We start from the raw sequence: 21,435 nt of genomic DNA, 5'->3' as shown, positions 1-21,435 counted from the left end.
CCCAAATCAGGGCACACGGACGTCTTTAGATCGGATACACCGGGACCCCTGGTGGTGCACAGCCAATCTTCCTTGGATGCCTCGGAGGCGCCCTTAGGCGGGGCGGAGGGATAGTGAAATAATTACAACACGGGTACAACACCGGGCAAAAATGGCCGGCATCGGCGTATTCCATCGGTGAAAACTGTGATGGATTGGAGCAAAACCAGTGACCGACCCCATAAGCGTAATCCTCTTCGACATATTGAGCAGTCGGGTAACGGCCAGCACGATAAGTGGACCAAAGGGAAGACGCAAGGCGAGTCTCATCCTCGCGGAGTTTCACATCCGCCAGAAACTGTTCGAACTCATCATAGAGCAACAGCATGGACTCCCAAATTACTCTTAACTCGTCACCGGCTCTGAACCAGTTGTCAGCGTCATATTTAGTCGCCACCTCAAGCTCACGATTAACTCTGCATCTTAATTCATCAAGCACCCCAGCTTCTTGACCGCCCTGCGCACCAAAGAGCCGCAATCGCTCATTTATTGCCAACAAGGCAGACTCGACAGAAACAACAACGTCTAAACTAAAAGCATCCCAAATGAATTTAGCTTTTTTCAGCTCGAAAGAATCTTCATTTACTATAGAAGGACTCTCACCCAAGTGCCGACCTGCACATCCCCTCCACATCACGTCCAAGCCATGGCCTTTATCGGAAAACGGCTTGTTACAGAACGGACATTTGCTCTGCAGGTGGACATTATGCTTCGGACAGACCTTGACATCTGAACGTGGAGCTCTCCGCCAATATGAAAAGCCGAGGCTAGCTAGGTCATCCCTCACACATTCTGAGCAAAAAGTTGCGGAAACACGATTCGATTCGAATTGTTTGTTGCCCCTGAGATACTCAAAGTGCGAATACGAAAAGTCTCGCTTAATTTTAAATATTGAATATCTCGGATAGTCGGTGTGTTTGTGTAGCAGACGATTGAACCCAAAACAACCTAGCCACCCCATAGCAGCAGCAATTTCCCTCACTTCGTTAGTGCGGATAGAAAATTTTAATAGGCGATCAAAAGCCCTTGCTTCGGGCCCATTCCAATTCAAAAAGAGGTTTCGCGCAATAAATGAGCGCAGAGACTCATCGCGCTGGATACGCAATAGCATGGGCTTGCCCAGAGAGGGGATCGTCGGACTGAGCGACGATGGCTGCAGGGAGGCTGAGGCTTGTCGCAGGGCAGGAGCCAGGCTGGCTCCACCCTGCGACAGTCTTTATTGTTCAGCGACAGTTTTTATTGTTTGAAACCATAAGTCCATAAAAATCAATGACTTACATTTGTCTAAATTAATTGTTTCTTGTCAATATTTTTTATCGATTGTCAAAATCTATTGTCAGAAACCACCCTGCCCGTGGCGGGAATGTCCCTTTCAGCGAAAGTCTGAACCGTGATTCACTGATTTTCATGCAGTGAATCCGGATTCAGATCATGGCCTACCGACACTCCCCAGCGCGGCTGCAAAAGGATGGCGAGCTGCGCGAACGCATCCTCAAGCTGGCGCTGGCGCGGGTTGCTGATGGCGGGTTTGCCGCCCTGACCATGCAGAGCCTGGCGGACGACGCCGGCATTGCCACCGGCAGTCTCTACCGACATTTCAGCGGCAAGGGTGAACTGGCCGCCGAGGTATTCGCCCGTGCCAGCCAGCGAGAGGTCGATACGCTGGGTGCCTTGCTGAAAACTTCCGACAGCGCGTCCGAGCGCCTGGACCGTGGCCTGCACCAGTTCGCCGCCCGCGCCTGGGGCAGCCGCCGACTGGCCTTTGCGCTGATCGCCGAGCCGGTCGACCCGGAAGTGGACGAGCAGCGCCTGATCTACCGCGAAGCCTACGCCGCCCTGTTCGTCACCCTGTTGGAGCAGGGCATCGCCGCCGGGGAGTTCCAACCGCAACCGGTGCAGCTGACTGCTGCCTGCCTGGTCGGCGCCATCGCCGAGGCATTGATCGGCCCGCTTTCGCCGCCGGCCCGAGCTGCACGGGATGCCGGCCAATCCAGTGTTTCCCTGGAGGACGTCAGTGACGCCCTCGTGAATTTCTGCCTGCGCGCCGTCGGTGCGCGCCCATCTGTTCTGCCAACGCCTGCCTCGCCCACAACCGCCACGGAGGACCAGCCATGAGCCTGCACCAGTACGCCGAAACCCACGAAGTGACCAACCAGGTGCCGCCGCTGGACGGTGCCAACCTTTATCGAATCGACGTGCCGTTGCAGGAGTGGGTGCGCCGCTATGGCGGCGGCTTCGCCGAGCAGAAACTCGATGCTTATGGTGCGCTGGCTGGCGGGCCGCTGATGGCGGCGGGCTTCCTCGCCAACGAGAACAAGCCGGTGTTCAAGTCCCATGACCGTTACGGCCACCGCGTCGACCTGATCGAATTCCACCCGGCGTACCACGAGCTGATGCGCGCCTCCATCGAGGCCGGCATTCCCTCCATGCCCTGGACCGATCCGCGCGTTGGCGCCCAGGTCGCGCGTGCGGGCCTCAGCTACCTGCACAGCCAGGCCGAAGCCGGCACCGGCTGCCCGTTGACCATGACCTTCGCCAGCGTGCCGGCCATCCGCTTGCAGCCGGATATCGCCGAGAAGTGGCTGCCGAAAATCCTCTCCACCGAATACGACCCGCGCAACCTGCCTATCGAGCAGAAGGCTGGCGCCACCATCGGCATGGCCATGACCGAGAAGCAGGGCGGCACCGACGTGCGCGCCAACACCACCCGTGCCTACCCGGTGGGCATTCCCGGTCCGGGCCAGGCCTACGAGCTGGTCGGCCACAAGTGGTTCTGCTCGGCGCCGATGTGCGATGCCTTCCTTACCCTGGCCTATACCGACAAGGGCCTGACCTGCTTCCTGCTGCCGCGCCACCGCCCGGACGGCAGCCGTAACGAGTTCTACATCCAGCGCCTGAAGAACAAGCTGGGTAACTGGTCCAACGCCTCCAGCGAGGTCGAGTACCGCGGCGCGCTGGCCTGGATGGTCGGCGAGGAAGGCCGCGGCGTGCCGACCATCATCGAGATGGTCGCCATGACCCGCTTCGACTGCATGATCGGCTCCAGCTCCCTGATGCGCCAGGCGCTGACCCAGGCCGCGCATCACTGCGCCTACCGCCAGGTCGGCGGTCGCGTGCTGGCCGAACAACCCCTGATGCAGAACGTGCTGGCCGACCTCGCCCTGGAAAGCGAAGCCGCGCTGGCGCTGACGATGCGCATGGGTCGCGCCCTGGACCACCTGCACGACGAACAGGAAGACAAGTTCGCCCGCCTGGTCACCGCCGTGGGCAAATACTGGATCTGCAAACGCGCCCCAGCGATGATCAACGAAGCCGCCGAATGCCTGGGCGGCGCCGGTTATGTCGAGGACACCATCCTCCCGCGCCTGTACCGCGAAGCGCCGGTCAACTCCACCTGGGAAGGCTCGGGCAACGTGCAGTGCCTGGACGTGCTGCGCGCCCTGTCCAAGGAGCCCGGCGTGCTTGACGCACTGTTCGCCGAACTGGGCGACGGCCACGGCGATGCACGCCTGGCGTCGTTCATCGGCAACCTCAAGGCATCCTTCGCCGATACCCAGGACATCCAGTACCGCGCCCGCCAGCTCACCGAAAACGTCGCCGTCGCCCTGCAGGCCAAGCTGCTGCTGGAGGCGGGCAACTCCGTGGTCTCCGATGCCTTCATCGCCAGCCGCCTGGATGATGGTGGCCGTGTCTACGGCACCCTGCCGCGCGGGGTGGATGTGGAAGCGTTGGTAGCGCGCTCGACGCCGCACCTGGCGTAATGCAACTTTGCCAGCTGCCCGCCATGGGCAGCTGGCCCGGTCCTGTCACTGATCGTCTGTGTTGAATCTGTCATCCCCTTCCGCGACAGAAGCAGGCAAGATGGAGCTGATCGTTCAGACAGGATGCCCACCATGAGTCTTACGACTGGCGACGAGTTCTTCGTCGCGCAGACTGCCGAAGAGGCCGTCGATCAACTGGCCGTGCTCCACGAGCGCGCCACCGGCGCCCTGAACCAGGCGCTCAAGCGGTACCTGAAGGACCGCGAAGTCCCCGACGCGCAACAGCGCGAACAATTCCGCTACCCGCTGCTGCGGGTGACCTATCTGTGCCAGGGCGAAGTGCCCTCGACCACCCGTGCCTACGCCAAGGTTCAGGTTCCGGGCACCTACGCGGTGACCATCACCCAGCCCAAGGCCTTCCGCAAATACCTGCTGGAGCAGCTGCGCCCGCTGATGGAAGACTTCACCGTGCGGGTGGAGGTCGGCGTCAGTCAGCAGAACATTCCTTACCCTTACGTGGTGGAAGGTGGCGACGAACTGGGCGGGTCGGGCGTGACGGCCGCCGAACTGGCGCGGGTGTTTCCCAGTACCGACCTGTCGGCCACATCTGACGGTGTCGCGGATGGCCTCTACGAATGGGAGAACGCCGACCCGATGCCGCTGGCGCTGTTCGATGCCGCGCGTACCGATTTCTCCCTGCGCCGCATGGTGCACTACACCGGCAGCGACTGGCGCCATGTGCAGCCGTGGATTCTGCTGACCAACTACCACCGCTACGTCGACCAGTTCATCCACCTGGGCCTGGAGCGCCTGCGCGACGACCCGCGCTTCGTGCGCATGGTCCTGCCGGGCAACGTGATCATCGAGCGCGGCACGGACGAGGGCGAGGCCAATGCCATCGTCGCCAGCGTCGAGTGGCACCGCTTCCAGATGCCGGCCTACCACCTGATTGCCGAAGACGGCGACGGCGTGACGCTGGTGAACATCGGCGTCGGCCCGTCCAACGCGAAGAACATCACCGACCACCTCGCCGTGCTGCGCCCGCATTGCTGGCTGATGGTTGGCCACTGCGGTGGCCTGCGCCAATCGCAGACCATTGGCGACTACGTGCTGGCCCACGCCTACATGCGCCGCGACGGCATTCTCGACCGCGTGCTGCCGCCGCACATCCCGATTCCGGCACTGGCCGAAGTGCAGCTGGCGCTGCAGGAAGCCGCGGCGCTGGTGACCGGTGAGCGCGGCGACCAGCTCAAGCGCCGCCTGCGCACCGGTACCGTACTGACCTACGACGACCGCAACTGGGAGCTGCACTGGGCCCAGGAGCGCCCGCTGATCAACCTCGCGCGAGCGATTGCGGTGGACATGGAAAGCGGCACCATCGCCGCCCAGGGTTATCGCCTGCGGGTGCCCTACGGCACGCTGCTGTGCGTCTCTGACAAGCCGTTGCACAGCGAGATCAAGCTGCCCGGCGCGGCCACGGCGTTCTACCAGCGCGCGGTGAGCCAGCACCTGTCCATCGGTGTCGCCGCCGTCGACCTGCTGCGCACCCAGCTCAACTCGCTGCACTCGCGCAAGCTGCGCAGCTTCGACGAGCCGCCGTTCCGCTGATCTGCGACAGGGCGCGAAGCGCCTGCCAGGGCGAAGGTGGTTGCCTCAACTGAATCAAGGAGGCAGCGTAGGGCGCATAACGCGCCAGCGTTATCCGCCGTGGCGTTTGCGGCGCATAACCTGTTCCAGGTTATGCGCCCTACGGTGCTGAAGAGTGTCGATGGAGAGAGTTGCCGATGACCGATCCTCGCAAGACCCCTGCGGGCCGCGCGCTCGCCCTGCTGGACCTGACTTCGCTGAATGCCGGCGATGACCTGCAAAGCACCGTGGACCTCTGCCGCCGCGCGCTGACGCCCTACGGCGAAGTGGCCGCGGTGTGCGTGTGGCCGAAGCTGGTGCACGTTGCCCGGCGCACGCTCAATACCCTGGGCGGACGCGGCGTCCGAGTCGCCAGCGTGTGCAACTTCCCCGCCGGCAACGCGCCGCTGGCTGACGTGGTGGAGGAGGTGCGCAAGACCCTCGCCGAGGGGGCCGACGAGATCGATCTGGTCTACCCCTGGCGCAAGCTCAAGGCTGGCGAGGCTACGGGAGCGGAGGAACTGATCCGCACCTGCAAGACACTCTGCGGGCCCTACCACCGGCTCAAGGTGATCCTGGAAACCGGCGAACTGGACGATGCGGAACTGATCCGCACGGCTTGTCGCGAAGCCATCGCCGGCGGTGCCGATTTTCTTAAGACCAGTACCGGCAAGACGACTGTGCATGCCACGCCCGAAGCCGTGCGGGTGATGCTCGAATGCATCGAGGAGGCGGGCGGCAAGGTGGGGCTTAAAGTCTCCGGTGGCCTGCACACCTTGACCGATGCGCTGCAATATCGTGCGCTGGTGGAGGAGCGTTTCGGTGCCGGCTGGATCACTCCGGAGCATCTGCGTTTCGGGGCTTCGTCGCTGCTCGACGAGCTGCTGCGCGAGCTGGGTACCGAGGCCAAGCCCATCTCCACGCGCAGCTACTGAACCGCCCGCGTTGACGCAGGCCGAGGCGGGCCTAGAATGCTCGCCTCCCGCGCCACGGGGAACCGTGGCGCGTCCCTCCGGTCGGAACTTCGCCGACCTTTTTCGCTGGTGATCCCATGCCGTTCCGCGCCCCTTCGCACCTCACCAACCCGCTGCGCCGTTTCGCCCGCCGACTGGTGGAAAACGGTACGCCCGAAGTCGCCGCACCGCTGCCGTTGCCTGACAGCATTGCCGGCGAGCCCTGGTTTTCCGTGGGTAAGGCGGTGGAAGGCCTGGGTGGTGAACGAGTGGATGGCTGGTGCCTGGAGGAGTGGCCGGGTCTGGCCCTGCGTGCCCGCTTCAGCGCTTGCTGGCGGGATGTTCAGGGCCGCCTGTGGAATGTGCTGCCGGGCGGCGAAGCCATCGCTTTCCTGCCTGATCCGTCGCGCCGCTACGAAGGCGTGCCGCTGGCCGAGCAGCTGCATGCGCTGGAGCGCGACGAGTTGCTGGAGGATTACCTCTGGCTCAGTCGCGAACTGAGCAGACCACAGATGGACGACGAGCGCCGGGAAGTCCGCGAATCTATGCGCCAGCGCCTGGAGAGCTGGCTGGAGCTGGGCGGCCGCGGCGACAAGCCGTGCCCGTGCAGCAGCGGCAAGCGTTACCGCAACTGCTGCAGCAAGCGCGTGCGCGAGAACTGACCCAAGGGGATTTTTCGTAGGGCGAATTACGCACCAGCGTTATCCGCCCTACAGTTCTACCGTTCTGACGTTTTTTGTAGGAGCGAGCTTGCTCGCGAACCGCCCAGCATCCAAGTCGCCGGAATGCACGTTCGCGAGCAAGCTCGCTCCTACAGGGATGAGTCCGGCATCGGTGGGACGAGCCATTGTTCGCCCGGCTTCGGCGCGCGGAAACGCTCCGCCGCCACACCACGTTGCTGTAGCGCCGCCGCCAGGTCGCTGACCGGCGTGAATTGCCCTTCGTCGCTCAGGCGGAATGTGCCGAAGTGGATCGCCATGCTGCACTGCGAATCGAGATGCTGGTGCGCCTGCACGGCGTCGTCCGGGTTCATGTGGTGGTGGCGCATGAACCAGCGCGGCTCGTAGGCGCCGATGGGCAGGGCGGCGAAGCGCATGGGGCCGAAGCGCTCGTGCATCAGGCCGAACTCTTCGCCCAGCCCGGTATCGCCGGGGAACAACAGCGGGCCGTCCGGCGACTCCAGCACGAAGCCCATCCACAGCGTGCGGTTGGTGTCGCGCCGCGAGCGCGCCGACCAGTGCTGCGCCGGCACACCGGTGAGCAGCATGCCCTCGGGCATCGGCAGGCTCTGCCACCAGTCCAGCTCGACGATGTCATTGAATCCGCAGGCGCGGATCAGCTCGCCGTTGCCCAGTCCGGTCACGACTTTGGCGGACGGGAAGCGCCGGGCCAGCTCGCGCAGGCTGTGGATATCCAGGTGGTCGTAGTGGTTGTGGCTGACCAGGATCAGGTTGATCGGCGGCAGTTCGTCCAGCGCCAGTCCCGGCGGGTGCACGCGCTTGGGGCCGACGAAGCTGAACGGGCTGGTGCGTTCGCACCAGAGCGGGTCGGTGAGGATATTCAGCCCGCGGTGCTGGATGAGCAGGGTGGCGTGGTTGATGTAAGTGACGCGCAGTTCGTCGCCTTCGACGCGGGCTGGCGTCTCCGGACGGGCGTCGGGGCCGGGCTGGGCGATCCACTCCTGTTGGCGGCCGCGTTCGCGCTGCCATTTGAGGAAGGCGCGCAGGCCGTTGTGCGGTTGGCGGTCGAGATTGTGAAAGCGGGCACCGTCGAAGTGCGCCGTTTGCGGGCCGCGATAGCGGGCGCCGAGGCGGCCGCTGAGGTTCTGCAAGGTGATCAGCCAGGTGGGGTGGCTCATGGGCATGCTCGTGCGTGCTCTTGCGATGAGGGCTAGGCACAACCTAGCATGCCGGCATTCCTCGCATCCCCTATCCTCGGTTACCAGTCTTTTCGCCATGCCCCGTCCGCCGCGCCCTGCCAATCGTCGTCCCGCCAGCCGTCCCGCGCCTCGCCGTGTGGCCAAGGCGCCGCCGGCGCAACCGAAGCTGATCCTGCTGAACAAGCCGTTCGACGTGCTGACGCAGTTCAACGACAGCGACGGCCGCGCGACGCTGAAGGATTTCGTCGATGTGCCGGGCGTCTATCCCGCAGGCCGCCTGGATCGTGACAGCGAGGGCTTGCTGCTGCTGACCAATGACGGCCGCCTGCAGGCGCGCATCGCCGATCCGAAGCACAAGCTGCCGAAGACCTATTGGGTGCAGGTGGAAGGTGAGCCGAGCGACGAGCAGCTGGAACAGCTGCGCAAGGGCGTGCAGCTCAATGATGGCCCGACTTTGCCAGCCGAGGCCCGGCGGCTGGAGGAGCCGCGGCTTTGGGAGCGCGACCCGCCGGTGCGCTTCCGCAAGTCAGTGCCCACTGCCTGGCTGGAGCTGGTGATCCGCGAGGGGCGCAACCGTCAGGTACGGCGGATGACCGCGGCGGTTGGCCTGCCCACGCTGCGCCTGGTGCGCGTGCGCATCGGGCCATGGCAGCTGGAGGGGCTGCAACCGGGGCAGTGGCGGGAAGTCAGCCCCGAGCTCTGAGCCCGGGGCAAGGTCGCGGGTCAGAAGCCGCCTTCGAGCCCGGCGACGACCACGGACTTGATCAGGAAGCCGAGTACGCCCAGGCCCAGTGCGAAGAACAGCACCATGGTGCCCATGCGGCCGGCCTTGGACTTCTTGGCGAGGTCCCAGACGATGAAGGCCATGAACAGGATCAGGCCGGTCACCAGGCCGTACATCATCCAGTCTTCGAAACTTTCGTTCATTGCTGCTCCTGCCCGGTACGGACGTGTCGCGTGGGGCGCCGGGACTGAGGGTGGTGGTGGAGAAGGCGCGCATTATACGCATGCGGCGCTTTGTCGTTCAGAGCCGTTCATAAAATGATCAGTTCCTGCTGCTGGACGAGCGGATTGCCCTCGAATATCCCGCCGGTGGGCGGCTGGCGGGGAAATCTCTGGCATTGATTTTGTGCGGCGAGAGGCGGGGTGCGGTGCTGTGTCGCAGGGGCGCCTTGGCCGGCGGACGGTGGGCGTGGCCCGTTCCTGCGAGGGAGTTCGGAGTGAAGCGGTTCGCGAGCAAGCGCGCTCCTACGAAAAGCGCCCCGGAGTTTGGCTGGGCTGTAGGAGCGAGCTTGCTCGCGAACAGTTCGTAGAGCGCAATACGCGCCTGCGTTATCCGCCCTACGGACTAACCCCAAGCAAGAGCCTCGCGGAGAAGCTCCACTCCTACAAAAAGGCGCCCGGCTCAGGCGCGCAGGTGATCCAGCGGCAGCTCGGTACTCGCCAGCACGTTGCGCAGCACGAAGCTCGACCGCACGCTGGTCACCCCTTCGATGCGGGTAACGGTGCCAAGCAGGAAGTGCTGGTAGTGTTCCATGTCCGGCACCATCACCTTGAGCTGGTAGTCCGCATCCATCCCGGTCACCAGGCTGCATTCCAGCACCTCGGGGCACTTGCCGATGATCTGCTGGAAGTGCTCGAAGCGTTCCGGTGTGTGACGGTCCATGCCGATCAGCACGAAGGCGGTGAGGCTCAGGCCCAGTTTCTTGCTGTCCAGCAGCGCGACCTGGCGGACGATATAGCCATCGTCTTCGAGCTGCTTGACTCGCCGCGAGCAGGGGGAGGGCGACAGGCCGATGCGTTCGGCCAGCTCCTGGTTGGAGATGCGCGCGTCGCGTTGCAGTTCGGCAAGAATTCGCAGGTCGTAGCGGTCCAGCTTGTCCATGAAAGCCTCGTATATCTGTTGAATTGCGCTTGTGGCGTAATTTTTAGGTATTTATTGCTCAGGTGGTGCCTGTATGAGCAATCTTAGCAATCATTTCCTTGCTCTGTCGCCGTACTATTTCTTCCAGATTCACAGCCCGGACATCACGTCCCCCTGCGATCCGCCCAATCAGGCGCTTCGCGGCCCGCCGACCCCACAGGATCGCGCCGGCCACCGGGCTACGCACTGCCCAGAAGGCGGAGCGAGGTGAGCCGGCGCCAACAGCGACGAGCAGGACGAGATTCCACAAAGGGAGGCTGACGAGCCTCCCTTTTTTCTTGCCTGTGATTTACCTCCGCCATCTTTACCCTGACTTTACTCAACGCCCCGCAATTCCTGCTTCGCGCCGTGGTCTATGGCAATGTCATATCACTGTTCTCGGCCATTGCCGAAGTGAGGAAAGAATGAAGTCGGGCATTGGGCAGTTCGCCTCGTTCGCTGTCCTTTCGCTGGCCATCGCGACCCAGGTGCTGGCGGCCGACGGGCCCGATATGCAGGGCCATCCGTCCGCCAATGGTGGCGGCGGTCAGTCCCAGGGGCGTCCGCAGGGCAACAACGGCGGTCAGTGGCAAGGCCACGGCCAGGGCAACAACGGTGGCCAGTGGCAGGGGCGGCCGCAGGGTGGCAATGGCGGGCAGTGGCAGGGCCACGGCCAGGGCAATAGCGGTGGCCAGTGGCAGGGGCGTCCGCAGGGTGGCAATGGCGGTCAGTGGCAAGGCCACGGGCAGGGCAACAACGGTGGTCAGTGGCAGGGTAGCAATGGCGGGCAGTGGCAAGGCCATGGCCAGGGCAACAACGGTGGCCAGTGGCAGGGGCGTCCGCCAGGCAACAATGCTGGGCAGGGGGCAGGGCGTCCGTCCGGCAGCGACGACCACTCCTGGCAAGGGCGTCCCACCGGCAGCATGAGCAGCTCACATTGGCAGGGCAATGATCACGGCAAGCCCGGCTGGCAGGGCGGTTCTCGTCCGCCGTCGGCGGGCTGGCAGGCTCGCCCACCTTCCCATGGCAACTGGGGCCCGCACCCGTCCTATTGGCGGCCCGGCTACGTGGTAACCAGCATGCCGAGCGGGCGTTACCGCGTGCCCTATCGCGGCAGCGATTACTACTTCAACGACGGCTACTGGTATCGCCCCTACGGTTCGCGCTATGTGGTGGTGACGCCACCCTACGGCGTACGCGTTCGCTACCTGCCGTCCTACGCCGAGCAGGTGTGGATTGGCAGCATCGGCTACTTCCTCGCGGCCGGCACGTATTACCTCTGGCAAGCCAGTTCGCAGGATTACGAAGTGGTGGCGCCGCCCCAGCAGCAGGTCGCCAGCGTGGCGCAGTCGGCGTACGACGTGATGGCGTATCCGATGTATAACCAGAACCCCGACCAGCAGGCACGCGATCGCTACGAATGCCACCGTTGGGCTGCCGACCAGAGCGGTTTCGACCCGGCCCTGGCGAGTTACGCGCCACCGGACTACGTTGCCGACAACTACCGCCGCGCCCTGGGGGCCTGCCTGAGCGGGCGTGGCTACAGCGTCAACTGATGCTCGCTAACTGATCGTCTCTTTACCCACCACTTCCTGCGGGTCGGCGTGCACCAGCACCTCGGCCCGCGGGAATTCCTTGTGGATCGCCAGCACCGCCTCGTCGCATAGCTGATGCGCCTTGAGCAGCGTCAGTGAGCCGGGCAGCTCCAGGTGCAACTGGACGAACCAATGCGTGCCGGAAATCCGCGTGCGCAGGTCGTGGGCGCCAAGCACGCCGGGTACTGCCTGCACCAGTTCGAGCATGCGCGTGCTGACATCCGGAGGCAGCTCTTCATCCATCAGTACCGCCACCGACTCCTTGGCAATCTGGAACGAACTCCAGAGGATGTAGAAGGCGATGCCCAGGCCGAAGATCGCATCCATCTGCTGCCAGCCGAAGTTCGCCAGCACCAGGGCGACCAGGATGCTGCTGTTGAGCAGCAGGTCCGAGCGGTAGTGCAGGGAATCGGCGCGGATGGCATTGGAGCCGGTGATCTTCACTACATAGCCCTGCACCATCAGCAGGCAGGCGGTGAGTGCCAGGGACAGGATCATCACCGCGATGCCCCAGCCTGCGGCTTCCACCGGCTCGGGATGTTGCAGGCGGTCGATGGCCTGGGCCCCGACCAGCACGGCGCTGACCGCGATGAACAGCGCCTGCGCCAGCCCCGAGAGGGATTCCGCCTTGCCATGGCCGTAACGGTGGTCGTCGTCCGCCGGGCGGATGGCGTAGTGCACTGCCAGCAGGTTGAGGAACGACGCGGCGCCGTCGAGCAGCGAGTCGGTGAGGCCGGCGAGCAGGCTGACCGAGCCGCTGAGCCACCAGGCGATGGCCTTGGCGACGATCAGGGTGGTGGCGACGCCGAGCGACGCGAAGGTCGCCAGCCGCATCAGGTGGGCGTGGCTGGCGTGCTTGAGCATCAGGTGTCCAGGCGGTTGGGCAGGAAGTAGATGTAGTCCAGCAGCGGCGCCTTCTGGCCCAGCGCGGTGAGCGCGGCGCTCATCTGCCCGCGGTGGTGGGTGCCGTGGTTGACCAGGTGCTGGACGATGTTCGCCAGGCTCTGGCGGTGTTCCTGCCCGGCCATGTTGCGGTAGTCCAGCTGGGTGCCGAGGGTGGCGTCGCTCTGCTTGCTCAGCCACAGGCGCCAGGCACCGACACCGTCATTGAGGAAATCGGCGAGGCCGGCGCGATCGGGCGCGGCCTCGGCGTCGAGCCGTTCGAACTGCCAGGGCTCTCGCTGCACACGGGCGAACCAGATGCGATCGACCACCGCGAGGTGGTTGAGGGTGCCGTGCAGGCTGCCGAAGAACAGCCCGCGCGGTGCGCGGTAGGCCTCTTCATCCAGTGGCGCGACGGCCTCCAGGATGCGTTCGTAGGCCCACTGGTGGTACGCCAGGAGTTGTTGCAGGTGTGAAGCGAGAGCGCCGTGCATATCAGGCCTCCGGGCGCAGGCCCAGGCTGGCGAGTTGTTGGAGGCTGCCGCTGCGCTGGAGCAGACGCGGGTCGTCCAGGGGCAGGCTGCGGCCGGTTTCACGCTCGAGGATCGCCTTGAGTTTAGCCTTGTCCACGGTGCCGTCTTCACTCACGGCATCCTTGAGCTTCTCCGGTGCGACCGAGTACTTCTCGTCGGGCAGGTAGATCGCGCCGGTGGCGAAGTCTACGCCGAAGGCAATCAGGCCCGGGATGACGTAGAACAACAGTCCGACGGCGTCCAGGGCGGCGACGGCCGGGTCGATGCGGCCGTCGATCTGACCGCGACGATCGGGGTAGAACAGGGTGCCGCAGGCGGTCAGTTGGCTGAACAGCGCGGCGCTCAGAACGGCACAGGACACTCGGGTGGCAAGACGCATGAAAAAACCTCCGGGAGGATGATGCGGACAACTATAACAACGAGTCCTGAACGGCTGCTGGCAGTTTCGCACTAGCCAGCGTTCTCGTTGCTTCTATGACTGCCGAGTTGGCATCGCGGTTCGCCCGTTATAATCGCCGCCCCCCGCGTATTCCGGGTTACCGCCTTATGAAATTCGAGTTCCAGGAGCCGGCATGAACGCCCTTCCCATCGACAGCGTCCTACCCGCCCTGCGCCAGGCACTGGCCGCGCGCCACGAGGTGGTGCTGGAAGCGCCGCCCGGCGCCGGCAAGACCACCCGCGTGCCGCTGGCGCTGCTGGGCGAGACGTGGCTGGGCGGGCAGTCGATCCTGATGCTGGAGCCGCGCCGGCTGGCTGCCCGCGCCGCCGCCGAAAGGCTGGCCGCGGAGTTGGGTGAAAAGGTTGGCGAGACCGTCGGCTACCGCATCCGCCTGGACAGCAAGGTGGGGCCGAAGACGCGCATCGAAGTGGTCACCGAGGGCATTCTCGCCCGCCGCCTGCAGGACGACCCGGCCTTGGAAGGCGTGGGACTGGTGATCTTCGACGAATTCCACGAGCGCTCCCTGGATGCCGACCTGGCGCTGGCGCTGACTCTCAACGGACGTGCGCTGCTGCGCGACGAGCCGCCCCTGAAGGTACTGGTGATGTCCGCCACGCTGGAGGGCGAGCGCCTGTCCGCGCTGCTGGACGACGCACCGGTGGTGCGCAGCGAGGGCCGCATGTTCCCGGTGGACATCCGCTGGGGGCGGCCGTGGCAGGCCGGCGAATTCATCGAGCCGCGCGTGCTGCAGACGGTACAGCAGGCACTGGCCGACGAGTCCGGCAGCCTGCTGGTGTTCCTGCCCGGCCAGGCGGAGATTCGCCGCGTCGCCGAACAACTGGGCGAGGCACTGGCCGGTCGCGCTGACATCCTTATCTGCCCGCTGCATGGCGAGCTCGAACTGGACGCCCAGCGCGCCGCCATCGAGCCCGCGCCGGCGGGCAAGCGCAAGGTGGTGCTGGCGACCAATATCGCCGAGACCAGCCTGACCATCGACGGCGTGCGCGTCGTGGTGGACGCCGGCCTGGCGCGGGTGCCGCGTTTCGATCCGGGCAGCGGCATGACCCGTCTCGACACCCAGCGCATTTCCCGCGCCTCCGCCACCCAGCGCGCCGGCCGTGCCGGGCGCCTGGAGCCGGGCGCCTGTTACCGCCTGTGGTCCGAGGCCCAGCACGATCAGTTGCCGGCCTATGGCGCGGCGGAAATTCTCCAGGCCGATCTGGCTGGCCTTGCCTTGCAACTGGCGCGCTGGGGTGTCGCGCCACAGGAACTGGTCTGGCTCGACCTGCCGCCCGCCGCCGCCTATGCGCAGGCCCAGGACCTGCTGGAACGCCTCGGCGCGCTGGCCTTCCGCGCCGGTGGCGGCAGCCTCACGCCCCACGGCCAGGCCATGGCCGAGGTGCCGGCGCACCCGCGGATCGCCCATCTGCTGCTGCGCGGCCATGCGCTGGGGTTGGGGCAACTGGCCTGTGATCTGGCCGCTTTGCTGGGCGAGCGCGACATCCTGCGCAGCAACGACGCCGACCTGCATCACCGCATCGCCTTGCTGGCTGGCGAGCAGAACGGTCCGCGCGCCAGCCGTGGTGCAGTGCAGCGCGTTCGCCAGCTGGCGCGGCAGTTCAAGGGCTACCTGCGTGGCCCGGCTCGCGAGCCGGTCGCCGATCCCGATCATCCGCGCTGGCTGGGCGGGCTGCTGGCCTTCGCCTACCCGGACCGCATCGCCCGACAGCGCCGTGCAGGCGGTGGCGAGTACCGCCTGGCCAACGGCCGCGCCGCTCTGTTCGGCGAGCCGGATGCGCTGATGAAGGAGACCTGGCTGGTCATCGCCGACCTCGGCAGCCGCCAGGGCCAGCGCGAGGAGCGCATCTACCTGGCGGCGGCGCTGGAGCCGGCGCTGTTCGAGACGATCCTGGCCGAGCAGGTCAGCGTCCACGATGAGCTGGAGTGGGACGAGCGCGAAGGCGTGCTGCGCGCCGAGCGTCAGCGCAAGGTCGGCGAGCTGGTGCTATCCACCGAGGCGTTGCCCAACCTCGATGCCGAGGCCCGCAGCTGTGCGCTGCTCGGGGTGGTGCGCCGCAAGGGTCTCGAACTGCTGCCGTGGACGCCGGAGCTGCGCCAGTGGCAGGCGCGCATTGCCTTGCTGCGCAGGCTGGACCTGGAGAGCAAGGGCGAGAGCGAGTGGCCGGACGTCAGCGACGCCGCGCTGCTGGCTTCGCTGGAGGACTGGCTGTTGCCGTACCTGGGCAAGGTTTCGCGACTGTCGCACTTCGCCAATCTGGAGCTGAGCGGGATTCTCCATGCAGTGCTGCCCTGGCCATTGCCGCAACGTCTGGACGAGCTGGCGCCGCGCACGCTGCAGGTGCCGTCCGGTTCCAGCATCCGCCTGGACTACAGCGAGCTTCCGCCGGTGCTTGCCGTTCGTCTGCAGGAGCTGTTCGGCTTGGCCGATACCCCGCGCATTGCCGGCAGCCGGTTGGCGGTGAAGCTGCACCTGCTGTCCCCGGCACAGCGCCCGGTGCAGGTGACCCAGGACCTGGCCAACTTCTGGCGCAGCACCTATGCCGAGGTGAAGAAGGACCTCAAGGGTCGTTATCCGAAACACTACTGGCCGGATGACCCGCTGATCGCCGAGCCGACGGCACGGGCGAAGCCGCGCAAGGGGTAAGGCAGGCGCGGCGGTGGATTACGCCTCGCTTCCCTCGCGCCGATCCTCGGCCACTTTGCATGGCGGGTTTCGTCAGCGCTTGAAGCGCCACGGCATCAGACGCGGAAGGCCCGCACCGCGGTATGCAACGCGCCGCCCAGCTCCTGCAACTGCTCGCCCTGGCTGCGGCCCTGGCCGATCAGGCGCAGGTTCTGGCTGCCCAGTTCATGGATGCGTTCGCTGTGCGAGCGGATCTCGCTGACCGCACCGCTCTGCTGGGCGGAGCTTTCGGCGATGCGCTCTGCCATGCTGGCGATGGTGCGGATGGCGCCGACCACCTCGTCCAGCGCGCCCTCGGCGGCGCCGGCCTGGGTGGCGGTGACTTCCGCGTGCTCGACCTGGCTGCGCATCGCTTCCACCGATTGCCGCGCGGCCTGCTGCAGGCGCGCGGTGAGCTGCTGGATTTCCTCGGTGGCGCCGGCGGTGCGCAGGGCCAGCGAGCGCACTTCCTCGGCGACGACCGCAAAACCGCGACCTTGCTCGCCGGCGCGTGCAGCCTCGATGGCGGCGTTGAGTGCCAACAGGTTGGTCTGTTCGGCGATGGAGCGGATCACTCCCAGTACATTGCCGATGGTGGCCGATTCCTCGGCAAGGTTCTCGATGGCCTGTGCGTTGCTCTGCACCTCGTCCACCAGCGCGCGCATACCGTTCAGGCTGTTGCCGATCACCTGCTGACCCTGCTCGACGGCCATGCCGGCGGCGTGGCTGGCCGAAGCAGCCTGGCTGGCGTCGCCGGCCACCTGCTGGATGGCCGCTTCCATGTGGCCCAGCGCATCGCGGATTTCTCCGGTATCGCTGGCCTGGCGCTCGGCGCCGGCATGCAGGCCGCCGCTCAATTCGGCCAGCGCGCGGCTGCTGCCGGCTACTTCCTCGGCGCGCTGGTGGATGGTGCCGACCAGGGTGCCGAGGAAGTCGCGCAGTCGGTTCAGCGATTCCTGCAGTTCCACCAGGTCGCGGGTGCGGGTGTTCAGCGCGATGGGCTGGTTGAAGTCACCGCGCGCCCAGGTGGAGAGCGCTGGGACCAGTAGGCCGAGCACGCGCGCCAGGCGGCGTTGCAGGGTATCGATGAGCAGCGCGGTGGCGAGGATCAGGGCGATCAGCGCACCCTGGATGATGCGTACTTGCGTCTGGATCTTCGAGCGCTCCTCGCGCACCTGCGGCTCCAGGGTCGCCAGGGCCTGCTGCACGGCGCCCAGGCGCTGGGCAGTGGCGTTGGCCAGTTGCTGGCGCTGGGCGATCAGTTGGCGGGTGCGGTCGAGTTCGTCCGGATAGCGGCGCAACACGCTGGCGAGGTCACGCTTGAGGGTGACGCCGCGATCCTCGCTCTGTGCCTCGGCGGCCGGCTGGGATGCCAGGCCCATCATCGCGGCGAAGTCATCGGAGGCGGAGGCCTGTTGCTCCAGTACACCGAGCAGCGGCAGGGCGTCGATGCGCTGGGCCAACTGGCGCAGGGTTTCCAGCTCACGCTGGATATCGTCGGCCAGCGCCGGGTTGCCGCTTTCCACCAGCTTGGCGCGGGCGTGGGCCAGGCGCGTCAGGTGCAGGCCGGCCTGCAACAGCGGGGTGCGGTATTCGGCGGCGGCGGGGTTCTGGCTCGCGTCGGCGTAGGCGCCGAGCTGGTCCAGTGCCGCCAGCAGGTCACGCTCGGCCTGCAGCAGCAGGCCTTGCGGATCACCGGCCAGCTTGCCGGCGGCGAGCAGTTGGTTGCCGCTGAACTGGCGCAGTTCGTCGAGGCTCTGGCCAAGCAATTGGCTGAGGCTGTCCGGCAGGTGCGGCAGCTCCCGGGTCAGTTCATCCAGCCCCTGCTGGGCGGCCTTCTGCTTGAGCGCGTCGCCGCTGGCGAGGTACGCCTGGATGTTCTGCGCCACCTTGCGCTCGAAGCCCTGGGAGAGTTCCAGGTAGCGGTCCATCAGCGTGAAGGGGCGTTCCAGCGCGCGTTGCGACCACCACAGGGTGGTGCCCAGCGCGAGGCAGACGAGCAGGAGCAGGAAGGTATTGAGGTTGGTGAGCAGCTTGAGGCGCATGGCAGGTCTCGACCGACAGCGAAAAAACGGCGAGCCCTGAACCTATTGCAGTTTCGTTACTGGCTGATGACACGGTGCCAGCATTCGGTCGGAAAATGGCGCGGCAGAGCCCGCGCCAGACCGGTGGCGGGTGTTACTTGTAGACCTCGACGCGGTTGCGGCCGCCGTGTTTGGCGGTGTAGAGCGCTTCGTCGGCCTGCTTGGCGAGGGTCTTGATGTCCATCTCTGCGCCCAGCTCGGCGATGCCGCAGCTGAAGGTGCAGGACAGGTCATGGGGCTGCGCCGGGTAGTGGATCTCGGCGAAACGCTGGCGGATTTCCTCCAGCACCTTGCGCGCGGAGTCGGCGTCGGTGTCCGGCAGCACCACGGCGAACTCCTCGCCGCCATAACGGCCGATGTGATCGGTCTTGCGCAGGCGCTGCTTGAGGAACAGCGCCAGGCTCTTGATCACCCGGTCGCCCATGGGGTGACCATAGGTGTCGTTGACCCGCTTGAAGTGGTCGATGTCGAGCATCGCGAAGGTCAGCGGGCGTTCTTCGCGGCGGGCGCGGAAGCGGGCGTCGTCGAGCAGTTGCAAGGTATGGGTGTGGTTGTACAGGCCGGTGAGGCTGTCGCGCACCATACGCGCCTTCAGGCTGCGCGCGCGGGCGGCGCGGTTGCGCACGGTGGCGATCAGGTGGCGCGGCTTGATCGGCTTGGTGAGGAAGTCATCACCGCCTTCGCTCATGGCGTCGAGCTGTTTGTCCAGGTCGTCCTCGGCGGACAGGTAGATGATCGGCACGCTGACATAGCGCTCGTGCTGGCGGATCACCTTGGCCAGCTCGGTGCCCAGGCATTCGGGCATGTACATGTCGAGGATGATCAGGTCCGGCTGGAACTCGGCCAGCTCGGCCATCACCGACAGCGGTGCGGTGAGCGCGCGGGTGACGATGCCGGCGCTGTTGAGCACCATCTCGGTGTGCGCTGCCTGGGCGCGGGAGTCGTCGACGATCAGCACGCGGAACGGCTCGTAATGGGCCACGCGGGTCAGCGTCTCGATCTTCTCCAGCAGGCCGGAGGCGTCCAGCGCGCCGCTGAAGAAGTCCTGGCCGCCGGCACGGGCAGCGGCCAGACGGGTCGGGGTATCGGTCTCTTCGTGGCTGAAGAACAGCACCGGCAGCTTCTGCTTGAGGCCAGCCTGCACTTCATCGGCCAGCGCGAGACCCTGGCCGTTGGCAAAATCGATCTCCATCACGATGGCCGCCGGATGGCGCTCGGCCATGGCGGCGCGGAAGGCATTGGCGTGTTCGCAGGGCTGCGCGGCCATGCCGAAGAATTCCAGCTGCTGAGCCAGTCGCTCGGCGCGTTCCAGGTCCTGCAGGGCCAGGTACACCGGCTTGCGCAGCGGCGGCAGGTGGGTGTGCTCGAACTGGTCGCCATGGCGCAGGCCGGTTCGCGACAGGCGCTGCATCAGGCGGTTGAGTTCGGTGATCAGCTCGCTGGAGAGGCGTCCGCGGTTGCCCTGTACGGCGCGCAGGCACTGGTCGATGGCCTTGGCGAGATCGGCGTGCTCGGCCTGTTCGAAGCGTTCGGCGTAGCGCTGCAGGCGCAGGCAGGCTTCGGCCAGCTCGGCCATTCCCGCGCTGTTCCATTCCGAGCGCGACAGGCGCTGCCAGACTTCCAGCAGGTGACGGGCCTGGTGGATCACCCGCTGGGCGAAGTGATGCTTGAGGCGGTCGAGGGATGGATCGTCGAGCTCGGTCATCGCGCGCTTCTTTATAGAGCCGTACCGGCGGCCTGCGGGGCGAATATGTTTCCGCCGTGATACACAGTGATGGCCCTATGCTACCAATCCTTGGTGGCAATAACAGTGCCTTCGGTCAAACATCCGAGGCTTTGTAATTCGCACCATTACCTAGCACCATGCGCAGGGTAGGCTGCGCTGATCCGCCTGCATGCGGCATGCTTGCGCAGTGGGGCCTAAGATCCCGGCACCCTGGGGCCGGTTGTGGGTCCAAGCTATCTTCGAATTCGGGACATCAAGGAACTTGCCATGTGGAACTGGAAGAAACGCGGCTCCGTGCGTGATCGCGTGGATGACACGGTAGACAATGCACGCGCCTACTTCGGCGGCCCCTGGCTGGGCCGCGTACTGGGCGGCCTGCTGGGCGCCTACCTGGTGGTCTGCGGGGTGATCGGCTGGTACTGGAGCCAGGAGCCGGACCTCTTCCCCGTGCAGCAGAACGCCCAGGCCGCCGCCGAGCGCGCCGGCCGCCAGATGGTCGTGGGCTACACCACCGTGGAAACCCTCAAGGAAGTGGTCGCCACTATCCTCAACAAGCCGGGCGGCTACCTGTCCAACGACATCTTCCCGCCGGGCGTCTGGCTGGACAACATGCCCAGCTGGGAATACGGCGCCCTGGTCCAGGTGCGCGACCTGTCGCGCGCGCTGCGCAAGGACTTCGCCCGCTCCCAGTCGCAGTCCACCGAGGACGCCGACCTGGCGCGCGCCGAGCCGCGTTTCAACTTCGACAACAAGAGTTGGGCCCTGCCGTCCTCCGAGTCGGAATACGCCGAAGGGATCAAGTCCCTGGACCGCTACCTCGCCCGTCTCTCCGCCGATCCGGCCGGCGCGCAGTTCTATGCCCGCGCCGACAGCCTGAACAACTGGCTGGGTGACGTTTCCACCCGCCTGGGCTCGCTGTCCCAGCGTCTCTCGGCCAGCGTCGGCCGGGTCAAGCTGAACACCAACATCACGCCGATGCAGCCGGTCGCGCCGGGCCAGGCGCCGGAAGTCGAGGAAGTGGTCCAGGAAACCCCCTGGATGCAGATCGACAACGTGTTCTATGAAGCCCGTGGCCAGGCCTGGGCGCTGTCGCACATCCTGCGCGCCATCGAGGTGGACTTCGCCGACGTGCTGGCGAAGAAGAACGCCACCGTCAGCGTGCGCCAGATCATCCGCGAGCTGGAGGCCGCCGAGGCGCCGCTGTGGAGCCCGATGGTCCTCAACGGCAGCGGTTTCGGCGTGCTGGCCAACCACTCGCTGGTGATGGCCAACTACATCTCCCGCGCCAACGCCGCGATCATCGACCTGCGTCAGTTGCTGGCCCAGGGCTGA

18 protein-coding genes are annotated in these 21,435 nt (G+C 65.7%); 9 read left to right on the top strand and 9 right to left on the bottom strand.

The window, feature by feature from the left end; genetic code table 11:
- Positions 1 to 25 precede the first annotated feature (25 nt).
- Positions 26 to 1,150: a hypothetical protein gene (locus ACNFH5_RS11610; RefSeq protein ID WP_416746096.1), complete on the bottom strand. Its 1,125-nt coding sequence runs from the start codon at positions 1,148 to 1,150 to the stop codon at positions 26 to 28.
- 320 nt (positions 1,151 to 1,470) lie between these two features.
- Here ACNFH5_RS11610 and ACNFH5_RS11605 point away from each other — a divergent pair, with 320 nt between their 5' ends.
- From ACNFH5_RS11605 to ACNFH5_RS11585, 5 genes are all read left to right on the top strand, one after another.
- Entirely contained in the window at positions 1,471 to 2,154 is a 684-nt protein-coding gene (locus ACNFH5_RS11605; RefSeq protein WP_416746094.1) for a TetR/AcrR family transcriptional regulator, read from the top strand.
- Positions 2,151 to 3,800: an acyl-CoA dehydrogenase family protein gene (locus tag ACNFH5_RS11600; protein WP_416746092.1), complete on the top strand. Its 1,650-nt coding sequence runs from the start codon at positions 2,151 to 2,153 to the stop codon at positions 3,798 to 3,800. The genes ACNFH5_RS11605 and ACNFH5_RS11600 overlap by 4 nt, the downstream gene beginning before the upstream one ends.
- A gap of 132 nt (positions 3,801 to 3,932) precedes the next feature.
- Positions 3,933 to 5,408 (top strand): AMP nucleosidase, encoded by a 1,476-nt coding sequence (gene amn, locus ACNFH5_RS11595; protein ID WP_416746090.1) that lies wholly within the window; start codon positions 3,933 to 3,935, stop codon positions 5,406 to 5,408.
- A gap of 176 nt (positions 5,409 to 5,584) precedes the next feature.
- On the top strand, positions 5,585 to 6,361 hold the full coding sequence (gene deoC, locus ACNFH5_RS11590) for a deoxyribose-phosphate aldolase (RefSeq protein WP_416746088.1): 777 nt from the start codon (positions 5,585 to 5,587) through the stop codon (positions 6,359 to 6,361).
- 116 nt (positions 6,362 to 6,477) lie between these two features.
- Positions 6,478 to 7,041: a hypothetical protein gene (locus tag ACNFH5_RS11585; RefSeq protein ID WP_416746086.1), complete on the top strand. Its 564-nt coding sequence runs from the start codon at positions 6,478 to 6,480 to the stop codon at positions 7,039 to 7,041.
- A gap of 149 nt (positions 7,042 to 7,190) precedes the next feature.
- Here ACNFH5_RS11585 and ACNFH5_RS11580 read toward each other — a convergent pair whose 3' ends face one another.
- On the bottom strand, positions 7,191 to 8,243 hold the full coding sequence (locus ACNFH5_RS11580; protein WP_416746084.1) for an MBL fold metallo-hydrolase: 1,053 nt from the start codon (positions 8,241 to 8,243) through the stop codon (positions 7,191 to 7,193).
- Positions 8,244 to 8,394: 151 nt separating this feature from the next.
- Between ACNFH5_RS11580 and ACNFH5_RS11575 the strand changes: the two genes are divergently transcribed.
- Positions 8,395 to 8,961, top strand: a complete 567-nt coding sequence (locus ACNFH5_RS11575) for a pseudouridine synthase (RefSeq protein WP_416746451.1) — start codon at positions 8,395 to 8,397, stop codon at positions 8,959 to 8,961.
- Positions 8,962 to 8,981: 20 nt separating this feature from the next.
- Here the strand turns inward: ACNFH5_RS11575 and ACNFH5_RS11570 are convergent, their stop codons facing one another.
- Both ACNFH5_RS11570 and ACNFH5_RS11565 read right to left on the bottom strand, forming a co-directional pair.
- Complete coding sequence (locus ACNFH5_RS11570; RefSeq protein ID WP_015475469.1) at positions 8,982 to 9,185, bottom strand: DUF2788 domain-containing protein; 204 nt, start codon at positions 9,183 to 9,185, stop codon at positions 8,982 to 8,984.
- 478 nt (positions 9,186 to 9,663) lie between these two features.
- A complete protein-coding gene (locus tag ACNFH5_RS11565; protein WP_138520145.1) occupies positions 9,664 to 10,143 on the bottom strand; it encodes an Lrp/AsnC family transcriptional regulator in 480 nt (159 codons plus the stop codon).
- Positions 10,144 to 10,586: 443 nt separating this feature from the next.
- Between ACNFH5_RS11565 and ACNFH5_RS11560 the strand changes: the two genes are divergently transcribed.
- Positions 10,587 to 11,717, top strand: coding sequence for a DUF6515 family protein (locus ACNFH5_RS11560; protein WP_416746081.1), 1,131 nt, complete (start codon positions 10,587 to 10,589; stop codon positions 11,715 to 11,717).
- Between the two features lie 6 nt (positions 11,718 to 11,723).
- Here the strand turns inward: ACNFH5_RS11560 and ACNFH5_RS11555 are convergent, their stop codons facing one another.
- The 3 genes from ACNFH5_RS11555 to ACNFH5_RS11545 are packed head-to-tail and all read right to left on the bottom strand — an operon-like array spanning position 11,724 to position 13,550.
- The gene (locus tag ACNFH5_RS11555) at positions 11,724 to 12,620 is read right to left on the bottom strand and encodes a cation diffusion facilitator family transporter (RefSeq protein ID WP_416746080.1); all 897 of its coding nucleotides are present in this window, start codon (positions 12,618 to 12,620) and stop codon (positions 11,724 to 11,726) included.
- On the bottom strand, positions 12,620 to 13,132 hold the full coding sequence (locus ACNFH5_RS11550) for a DinB family protein (RefSeq protein WP_045215008.1): 513 nt from the start codon (positions 13,130 to 13,132) through the stop codon (positions 12,620 to 12,622). Before ACNFH5_RS11550 ends, ACNFH5_RS11555 begins: the two co-directional genes overlap by 1 nt.
- A gap of 1 nt (position 13,133) precedes the next feature.
- Positions 13,134 to 13,550, bottom strand: a complete 417-nt coding sequence (locus ACNFH5_RS11545) for a polyribonucleotide nucleotidyltransferase (RefSeq protein ID WP_138520148.1) — start codon at positions 13,548 to 13,550, stop codon at positions 13,134 to 13,136.
- Between the two features lie 193 nt (positions 13,551 to 13,743).
- Between ACNFH5_RS11545 and hrpB the strand changes: the two genes are divergently transcribed.
- On the top strand, positions 13,744 to 16,275 hold the full coding sequence (hrpB, locus tag ACNFH5_RS11540; protein WP_416746077.1) for an ATP-dependent helicase HrpB: 2,532 nt from the start codon (positions 13,744 to 13,746) through the stop codon (positions 16,273 to 16,275).
- A 95-nt stretch (positions 16,276 to 16,370) separates the two neighbouring features.
- On the opposite strand, the gene ACNFH5_RS11535 is transcribed toward hrpB, so the two are convergent.
- Positions 16,371 to 16,958 (bottom strand): methyl-accepting chemotaxis protein, encoded by a 588-nt coding sequence (locus ACNFH5_RS11535; protein ID WP_416746449.1) that lies wholly within the window; start codon positions 16,956 to 16,958, stop codon positions 16,371 to 16,373.
- 1,513 nt (positions 16,959 to 18,471) lie between these two features.
- A complete protein-coding gene (locus ACNFH5_RS11530; RefSeq protein WP_416746075.1) occupies positions 18,472 to 20,082 on the bottom strand; it encodes a diguanylate cyclase in 1,611 nt (536 codons plus the stop codon).
- 288 nt (positions 20,083 to 20,370) lie between these two features.
- Between ACNFH5_RS11530 and ACNFH5_RS11525 the strand changes: the two genes are divergently transcribed.
- Positions 20,371 to 21,435, top strand: a complete 1,065-nt coding sequence (locus ACNFH5_RS11525) for a DUF2333 family protein (protein ID WP_416746073.1) — start codon at positions 20,371 to 20,373, stop codon at positions 21,433 to 21,435.

The organism is Pseudomonas sp. NY15435 (assembly GCF_048068295.1).
Classification (GTDB): domain Bacteria; phylum Pseudomonadota; class Gammaproteobacteria; order Pseudomonadales; family Pseudomonadaceae; genus Pseudomonas.
This window is presented reverse-complemented; position numbering and strand designations above follow the sequence as displayed.

Coding starts and splice junctions, on each gene's coding strand:
- ACNFH5_RS11555 (WP_416746080.1), bottom strand. CDS start 12,620: ATGCTCAAGCACGCCAGCCACGCCCACCTGATGCGGCTGGCGACCTTC.
- ACNFH5_RS11610 (WP_416746096.1), bottom strand. CDS start 1,150: ATGCTATTGCGTATCCAGCGCGATGAGTCTCTGCGCTCATTTATTGCG.
- ACNFH5_RS11550 (WP_045215008.1), bottom strand. CDS start 13,132: ATGCACGGCGCTCTCGCTTCACACCTGCAACAACTCCTGGCGTACCAC.
- ACNFH5_RS11585 (WP_416746086.1), top strand. CDS start 6,478: ATGCCGTTCCGCGCCCCTTCGCACCTCACCAACCCGCTGCGCCGTTTC.
- ACNFH5_RS11535 (WP_416746449.1), bottom strand. CDS start 16,958: ATGCGCGCGCTGGTGGACGAGGTGCAGAGCAACGCACAGGCCATCGAG.
- ACNFH5_RS11565 (WP_138520145.1), bottom strand. CDS start 10,143: ATGGACAAGCTGGACCGCTACGACCTGCGAATTCTTGCCGAACTGCAA.
- ACNFH5_RS11530 (WP_416746075.1), bottom strand. CDS start 20,082: ATGACCGAGCTCGACGATCCATCCCTCGACCGCCTCAAGCATCACTTC.
- ACNFH5_RS11525 (WP_416746073.1), top strand. CDS start 20,371: ATGTGGAACTGGAAGAAACGCGGCTCCGTGCGTGATCGCGTGGATGAC.
- ACNFH5_RS11570 (WP_015475469.1), bottom strand. CDS start 9,185: ATGAACGAAAGTTTCGAAGACTGGATGATGTACGGCCTGGTGACCGGC.
- hrpB (WP_416746077.1), top strand. CDS start 13,744: ATGAACGCCCTTCCCATCGACAGCGTCCTACCCGCCCTGCGCCAGGCA.
- amn (WP_416746090.1), top strand. CDS start 3,933: ATGAGTCTTACGACTGGCGACGAGTTCTTCGTCGCGCAGACTGCCGAA.
- ACNFH5_RS11600 (WP_416746092.1), top strand. CDS start 2,151: ATGAGCCTGCACCAGTACGCCGAAACCCACGAAGTGACCAACCAGGTG.
- ACNFH5_RS11580 (WP_416746084.1), bottom strand. CDS start 8,243: ATGCCCATGAGCCACCCCACCTGGCTGATCACCTTGCAGAACCTCAGC.
- ACNFH5_RS11605 (WP_416746094.1), top strand. CDS start 1,471: ATGGCCTACCGACACTCCCCAGCGCGGCTGCAAAAGGATGGCGAGCTG.
- deoC (WP_416746088.1), top strand. CDS start 5,585: ATGACCGATCCTCGCAAGACCCCTGCGGGCCGCGCGCTCGCCCTGCTG.
- ACNFH5_RS11545 (WP_138520148.1), bottom strand. CDS start 13,550: ATGCGTCTTGCCACCCGAGTGTCCTGTGCCGTTCTGAGCGCCGCGCTG.
- ACNFH5_RS11560 (WP_416746081.1), top strand. CDS start 10,587: ATGAAGTCGGGCATTGGGCAGTTCGCCTCGTTCGCTGTCCTTTCGCTG.